General features: G+C 58.1%; 6 protein-coding genes and 1 pseudogene. 5 read left to right on the forward strand and 2 right to left on the reverse strand.

The annotated features are described in order from the left end of the window. Nucleotides 1–330 precede the first annotated feature (330 nt). From P3T40_RS44630 to P3T40_RS44640, 3 genes and pseudogenes are all read left to right on the forward strand, one after another. Nucleotides 331–1350 (forward strand): IS110 family transposase, encoded by a 1020-nt coding sequence (locus tag P3T40_RS44630; RefSeq protein ID WP_429274044.1) that lies wholly within the window; start codon nt 331–333, stop codon nt 1348–1350. 5 nt (nt 1351–1355) lie between these two features. Continuing rightward, nucleotides 1356–1685 (forward strand): annotated as a pseudogene (locus tag P3T40_RS44635) (IS1634 family transposase); the annotation flags it as partial. A 1043-nt stretch (nt 1686–2728) separates the two neighbouring features. Continuing rightward, nucleotides 2729–3991 carry an EAL domain-containing protein gene (locus P3T40_RS44640; protein ID WP_429274045.1) on the forward strand — a complete coding sequence of 421 codons (1263 nt, stop codon included), beginning with the start codon at nt 2729–2731 and terminating at the stop codon, nt 3989–3991. 67 nt (nt 3992–4058) lie between these two features. Here the strand turns inward: P3T40_RS44640 and P3T40_RS44645 are convergent, their stop codons facing one another. Continuing rightward, complete coding sequence (locus tag P3T40_RS44645) at nt 4059–4772, reverse strand: response regulator transcription factor (protein ID WP_429274046.1); 714 nt, start codon at nt 4770–4772, stop codon at nt 4059–4061. 173 nt (nt 4773–4945) lie between these two features. Between P3T40_RS44645 and P3T40_RS44650 the strand changes: the two genes are divergently transcribed. After that, nucleotides 4946–5164 (forward strand): hypothetical protein, encoded by a 219-nt coding sequence (locus P3T40_RS44650; protein WP_429274047.1) that lies wholly within the window; start codon nt 4946–4948, stop codon nt 5162–5164. Between the two features lie 154 nt (nt 5165–5318). Further along, the gene (locus P3T40_RS44655) at nt 5319–5564 is read left to right on the forward strand and encodes a hypothetical protein (protein ID WP_429274048.1); all 246 of its coding nucleotides are present in this window, start codon (nt 5319–5321) and stop codon (nt 5562–5564) included. Between the two features lie 65 nt (nt 5565–5629). Here P3T40_RS44655 and P3T40_RS44660 read toward each other — a convergent pair whose 3' ends face one another. After that, nucleotides 5630–6019 (reverse strand): hypothetical protein, encoded by a 390-nt coding sequence (locus P3T40_RS44660; protein ID WP_429274049.1) that lies wholly within the window; start codon nt 6017–6019, stop codon nt 5630–5632. Between the last annotated feature and the right edge of the window lie 512 nt (nt 6020–6531).

The following is a 6531-nucleotide window of genomic DNA, read 5'->3' on the forward strand; positions in this document are numbered from 1 at the left end:
AACGTACCATTTACATGGGAACATTTAAGACACAAAAAATGGCGCAAAGGCGCGCCACTTCTTGCTCAGCAGTGTTTCAGGTGTTCAAACTTCGGCCTAGCGACCCAAGGCCGCCCCAGAAGAACTACAAGATCCTATGAAGCAGGCGGACCACCGATGACCTGACACGTAAATCAGGGGGCGAGTTCTGTTCAAAGGAGAATGAAATGAACGCGTCCCACCCCGTCAGCGCCTGGAGGAATGAAGGAAGGTGGGTCCTCACAGGCCGACGACATCGATGTGTCAAAAAGTGGAAAATGCAAATTTTTCCAGGCAACGGGGGAGTCCGGCATGAAGTGTACGGCAGTGGGTGTGGATATCGCCAAGAACGTGTTTCAGCTGCATTACGTGGATGACGAAACCGGTGAAATTGTGAATAAACCAGTCAAGCGCGCGGCGTTCCTTGAGCACTTCGCGAACCGGACCCCTTGCCTGATTGGTATGGAAGCCTGCGGCGGAGCTCAGCACTGGGCGCGAGCGCTGATGCGGATGGGACATCAGGTCAGACTGATGCCGGCGGAATTCGTGAAGGCGTTCAACATCCGCAACAAGAACGATGCGGCGGATGCACGAGCAATCTGGCTGGCCGTGCAGCAGCCCAGCAAGGAAGTCGCGGTGAAGACTGAAGCGCAGCAGGCCGTGCTGGCGCTGCACCGTATGCGCCAGCAACTGGTGAAGTTCCGCACCATGCAGATCAACAGCCTGCGCGGATTGCTGACTGAATACGGCGAGGTCATGAGCAAGAGCCGCGCCGCGCTGGACAAGGCGATACCGGGGGTGCTGGCCAGAGTCGCGGAGCGCTTGCCGGCTGCGCTGATCGACACGTTGCGCGAACAATGGAGCGGACTGACGAAACTGGACGAGCAGATTTCGCAGATCGAGCGGCGGCTTCGGCAATGGATGAAAGATGACAAGGCGGACAAGGCGATTGCCGAAATCCCGGGCGTGGGTGTGCTGACGTCGACCGCGGCGGTCGCAACGATGGGCGATGCGAAGGCATTTAAATCGGGCCGGGAATTTGCCGCCTGGATCGGGATCGTGCCGAAGCAGACGGGTTCGGGTGGGAAGGTGAATTTGCACGGCATCAGCAAACGCGGCGACACCTATCTACGCACGTTGCTGATTCACGGTGCGCGTAGCGTGCTGAGTCACGCGAAGGAGCCCGGCCCATGGGTCGAGCAGATCAGCAAGCGCCGGCCGGCGAACGTAGTGATCGTGGCGCTCGCCAACAAGATGGCGAGGATGATCTGGGCGATTCTGGCCCATGACCGGTCATACCAGAAGGGCTACGTCAGCGTGAAGCCGGCATAAACGGTTATTACGTCGAGTGGCACATGCGCGAGAAGTTAAAGCCGATGCTGTTTGACGATGAATACGTCGAGCAGGCGCGTGCGGCCCGGCCTTCTCCGGTGGCCAAGGCGCGACGTTCGGACCAGGCCAAAGCCAAGGACGCGAGCAAACCTGGCGAGGACGGCTTGCCGGTTCATAGCTTCCGTACGTTGCTCGATGACCTGGCCACACTCACCTACAACATCTGCCACACGCCGCTGAATCCGGACGCCAGAATCGTCATGTCCACACGGCCCACACCGGTTCAGGAGAAGGCCTTTCGCCTTCTGAACGTCAACCCCGGTTGTACCCAGTAGCCGTCCCCTTCGCGCGCGCATAACCGTGATAAATCAAAGGATTATGCGCGCCGGCGCTCAAAGCTCGGCCTAAAGAAAGCTAATACGCTCAGAACGGAGTGGTCACGGTCGATCGTCACGGCCGCCTGTGACGCTGATCATGCGACACCTTGCGTAGTCCGCATCGGTCCGCATCGGTAGCTGGGCCTATCAGCGTTGGTCCGATCGCATGCGCGGCGCACGGGTGAAGTTCGGGCTCCGCTAGAGCCCTCGGATGAATAGATCGCCCATCCGGACCAGGTCGTCAAAGGGACATCCGGTGACCAGGGTGACCTGCCTCACTCTTATCGGTAGAGTGAAGCACTATGCCGGCGAGTGCGCCCGGGAAGGAGAGCAATATGCATATGTCCGCCTATGTCTGTCTTGCGGCTCTGACCGCCGCGCAATCCGGATGCTTTTGGGCAACCTGCGACGGCTATCGTGGTGATCGAAACGGGGGCATGGCGGTGGCCATGAAAACGCGTGGAATCGGGACTCACCTCCGGAGTCGGAGTCTTTCCCGTTCTATTCGCTATCTAGCCGCGCATCCTGACAATTTTCGACCATTCCTGACTCGCCACCCGGCACGGAGGGATTGCACATTTAAACTTGGGGTGTTAGCGGTGACGAGAAACGGCGACGAGAAATTCTCTCGGGTTCTGGCAAGCCCTCGGAAAAGCCAGAACCCTTTTTTGCCGACTCGATGAGTCGGCTTTTTTTTGCACGAGATGCAGTGGCTGCCGGCTTGCATAGAGCCTCTCCGCACTCGCGCACATCGGCGGACCGGATCCGTTCGCACGGAGCGAAGGGGGCTTAGCCGCTTATTCGGCCTCGCATGCGTTCAAGAGTACGCGGATGCACGTTCGCTTACGTGACGACCAATATACGTGCAGCCCCGGTCTTAAATATCGGAAAATCATGGCTTTCGTACACGCGCGAACACAAAAGGCCGGTGAGACAAAAGCGAACCCTTTCGCCCTTGGCTGTCGGCTTACGCGGGCGCGTCGCGGCGTTGTGGTGGCCGCATGACTTTCCATAATCACCTGCCGCCTGAATTGGGCTTCCTATGGGCCCGGCTTGGCGTCGGCGTGCCGGTGGATCCTGAACTGCGTCTTCCGCTCTGCCTCGTCGCTTCGATTACTAACTTGCGTCAAATCGAGCAGGCGCATGGTTCGACGTGCGCAGTTGCTGTTCGTCGCTTCGTAAGCGAACGTGCCCAGGCTCTATGCGAAGAGCGCCGCGGCAACGCGAGAATGAGAGGTGAACACATTCTGTTCGTCTTCGACGCTCTACCTGAACTGCCGCACAACGGATCGCTTCACAACTCGCCCACAGAACGCCTACTCGATCGTGTGCTATCTGCACTTGGGGACAGGTCCATTCCGACGAGCTCCGGGATCATGTTTCCCACGATTTCGGTAAAGGTTGTGAACTTTAGGGATGAGCCGTTCGATATCGTCTCAGCTGGCGCTACGCGAATGCTGCACGGTCAGCCCGGTGAAGCCTGGCGCAAGCAATTCGTCGAAGACACAGAGGTAGCTGAGAGCCTCTTCGGGGCAATCGACGAAGGCAGGTTGCAGTTTCATTTCGAGCCGGTATGCTATGCGAGCCAGCCACGCTCAGTCGATTATTTCGAGGCTCTCCTCTGCGAGAGCGTCGCCGGGACGAATACGCGCGTTCGCGTCGGTAGCCTTGTGCCGGCTCTCGAACGAACGGGTCTGGTGCGTCGCCTGGACCGTTGGGTCGTTGAATCGATCATCGGAATGCTGAGAGACGATCCCCATGCGCGGCTTGGTTGCAATATCTCTGCCCAAAGCGCAACGCTTGACGCATGGTGGGCGTTCACGCTGACGGTATTGAATGAGCAACCGGCCATCGCGCGCCGACTCACAATCGAAATCACTGAAACAGCGCCGATGACCGAACTGGGGGACGTGCAGGAGTTCGTGCGCGTACTGCGGTTTCTGGGTTGCCGTGTCGCGCTTGACGACATCGGTGGTGGCTATTGCAGCCTGACAAGCCTTCTGTACCTGGATATGGACATTGTGAAGATCGACGCTTCGTTCGTGCGCGCCGCGCGCCTCGCCGATAACGGTCCTGTGCGTTTTCGGCATATCGTGGCGCTCGCGAAAACCTGCGCGAGCGTGGTAGTCGCCGAGGGGATCGAGTCCGAAGTCGACGCGCGCATTGCGCGCGAGAGTGGCGCTACGTGTCTTCAGGGCCACCTCTATTCAAAGGATGTCACCTTGAGCTATGGACGATTTAATTCCAATGGAAAGGGTCGGTAATCCCGCGATGCGCCAAAAATAGCGCTTCTGCGTCAGGTCCGAGACCAACACCCCGGATAACGACGCGTCAGGAAACCAGACCTGATGCAGTGAACGCGTAGCCGAATCCATGTGCGACGCGAATCGGCGTGCCCTCCGGCTGGCGACCGAGCTTGCGGCGCAGACGGCTGACCAGCGCCTCAAGCCGGCGTTCGTCGTAGTGCCGGTAGTCATAGCCGAGCGCCGTCACGATTTCACGGCGCGACACCGGCTTGCCCGCATGCGCGAGCAGCAGGGAAAGCAACGAGCATTCGGTAGCGGTCAGTTGCACCTGTTTGCCGTCGGGCGACTGCAGCAGCCATTTGCGCGACAAGAGAAGCCATGCGTCGGACGGTTTCGCCGTGTGGATGCCCGGTGCGGGAGTATCGTGGTCGTGCACATCGTGGATGCGCCGCGCGAGGCTTTCGACCGTGGCGGCGATTTCGCGAGGGTCGTAGGGACGCGTGATGCAGACGTCGGCGCCGCTTTCGAGTGCGGCGATGCGTGCTTCGGGTTGCTCCGCGCTTACCAGCGCGATGATGCCCAGACGCCGCCGCGAACGCAGACCGGCGATGATGCCGTGGATGTCCGAATGTGGTTCGGAGCTGCCCACGATGACGATGTCGCACGGATGCGCTGCGATGTGACGGCTGAGCTCCCCTGCATAGGGCATGTCGGTCACATGATGACCTATCTTTTGCAGCAATATGAGAAGTTGCGCGCGGGGCGCCGCATCCCGCTCAAGGATCGCGATAAACATCATTGCGCTCTGCGGTTATTGCAGCGCCCTTGCCGCTTGATTGGCGACGCCGTACGCGCGGAGCGCTCTGGCAGCGTGCACACATGCGCATTGCGCCTCTCAGGCGATACCTGTAGTTCAATTCCCATTGAGCTTCCCGTATTTACTGTGGCGATCCCGCTGCCTGACTGGTCTTAATGATGTTTGCTATTGCGCGTGTTGTCGCCGTTCGCGACATGCGCATTCTGGGGGGATTATTTACCGAAGCCACGAAAGGCGAAGTGACGGCAATCACATTTTGGTGCCGGTTTGTGCCGCGCCTTGCATGGAATCCGATCATAGTGCGCGAGTTTTGGCAAATGCAGACCATTTATGCGCATCGAATCGACTATCGGAACACGGCCTTACATTTTTGACACGCTCGCTTTCCCGGGCATTGAGGTCGACCTGTGACGTTCGTCACTGAATGTCGGAAAAACGTACCGTACCATTGCTTGGCAACGGGTCGTTCAATCCGACATCCTCGAGGGAATTCAAGCTATGAGCGGTCCACAGGCGAACAGAAGCGATATGCATACAGATGACCTCGCCATGGCGCCGCTGGGTTCATGCCTGATGTACGACGTGCTGTCGGACGTCGAGATACTCCGCATCCAGCTATGGACCGAAGACTGGTTCCGCATGGTGTTGGAGCAGAAATTGACTCAATGGCCCCACAGCATCACCGACGCGATGGTCCGGGAAATTCAAGTGTGCTATCGATCCGGATTGACGCCTGAGGAAGGTGTTAAGTACTGCTTTGGAATGCGCAGCTAGCAGTCCGCGTCCAGCGCACGCACCGGGGCCTGAGCAATGACAATGCGCCCCGACCCTCTGGCATGTTACTTTTCAGATCCGGTGCGACTTCCAGCGGTGCGCCGTTCAACAACGAAGGCCACGCAGGCACCGTAAATTGCAGCTACCGCGGGAGAGCGGTGGTTGAGGTGTTGATAGCCTGAAAACGCCGCTTCCAAGGTTCTAACGTCGAAGGTTATCCCTTCGATTTGCGCCACCTCCTCGGCCAGCTCTTGGGCTCGGCTACCCAGGCTGATGCGCTGTAGCCAGTCAACGCTACCGCCGTTCGTGAGTAGCCACAGGTGCGTGGACTCAACAACATGCTGAACCGTGAGCCACCTCCCTGTCAAATGACGCATAAGTAGTTGCGACAGCACGAGATAAACCATCAGGTCGGCCTGTGCGTCAATGTCGGGATAGGATGAGGAAGTGGTCATGAGAGCGGCTCGATGGCTCCGTTGAACAGCACCGACCGATGCTGTTTTGACAAAAGAGAAAGGGAAGACTGATGCCGAAGCAATCCCACAGCGCCGTCGTTATATTGAAGAGCCATCGCTATGTGGGCGGAAAGAAGATTCGTGTTTAATCACGTGAAAGATTGGGTTAGCTAGCCAAAAGAAAATCGATTTGGTGTACTGATGACACGAAAGTGCTTCTGACGTTCAGGCAGGATAGACAGTCTTCTTACGTCGACGCCATTCAACAATGCATCGACGCCCGATGTCTCATTAGGCGTCGCAAGTGTAGCGATCCTTTATGAAGCTCAGGGTGTCGTGTCAGGAATCGTCGGAATCAGTCAGTTCCCTCGCGCGCTCGTGCGTCTGCCCACTGGCCAGCCAATTCACGGCGCGTGCACTTACTAACCAGTGCATAAATAAGCGAACATAGATTGACGCTATGTTCTAAGCTTTAAGGAGCTTGGGGAGAGGCGCAATGCGGGAAGACGACG

The sequence above is a fragment of the Paraburkholderia sp. EB58 genome, from assembly GCF_050436665.1.
GTDB lineage: Bacteria > Pseudomonadota > Gammaproteobacteria > Burkholderiales > Burkholderiaceae > Paraburkholderia.

Bases quoted from the DNA above. Each gene is read 5' to 3' on its own strand.
- P3T40_RS44655 (WP_429274048.1), top strand. From the start codon at position 5,319: ATGCATACAGATGACCTCGCCATGGCGCCGCTGGGTTCATGCCTGATG.
- P3T40_RS44640 (WP_429274045.1), top strand. From the start codon at position 2,729: ATGACTTTCCATAATCACCTGCCGCCTGAATTGGGCTTCCTATGGGCC.
- P3T40_RS44660 (WP_429274049.1), bottom strand. From the start codon at position 6,019: ATGACCACTTCCTCATCCTATCCCGACATTGACGCACAGGCCGACCTG.
- P3T40_RS44630 (WP_429274044.1), top strand. From the start codon at position 331: ATGAAGTGTACGGCAGTGGGTGTGGATATCGCCAAGAACGTGTTTCAG.
- P3T40_RS44645 (WP_429274046.1), bottom strand. From the start codon at position 4,772: ATGATGTTTATCGCGATCCTTGAGCGGGATGCGGCGCCCCGCGCGCAA.
- P3T40_RS44650 (WP_429274047.1), top strand. From the start codon at position 4,946: ATGATGTTTGCTATTGCGCGTGTTGTCGCCGTTCGCGACATGCGCATT.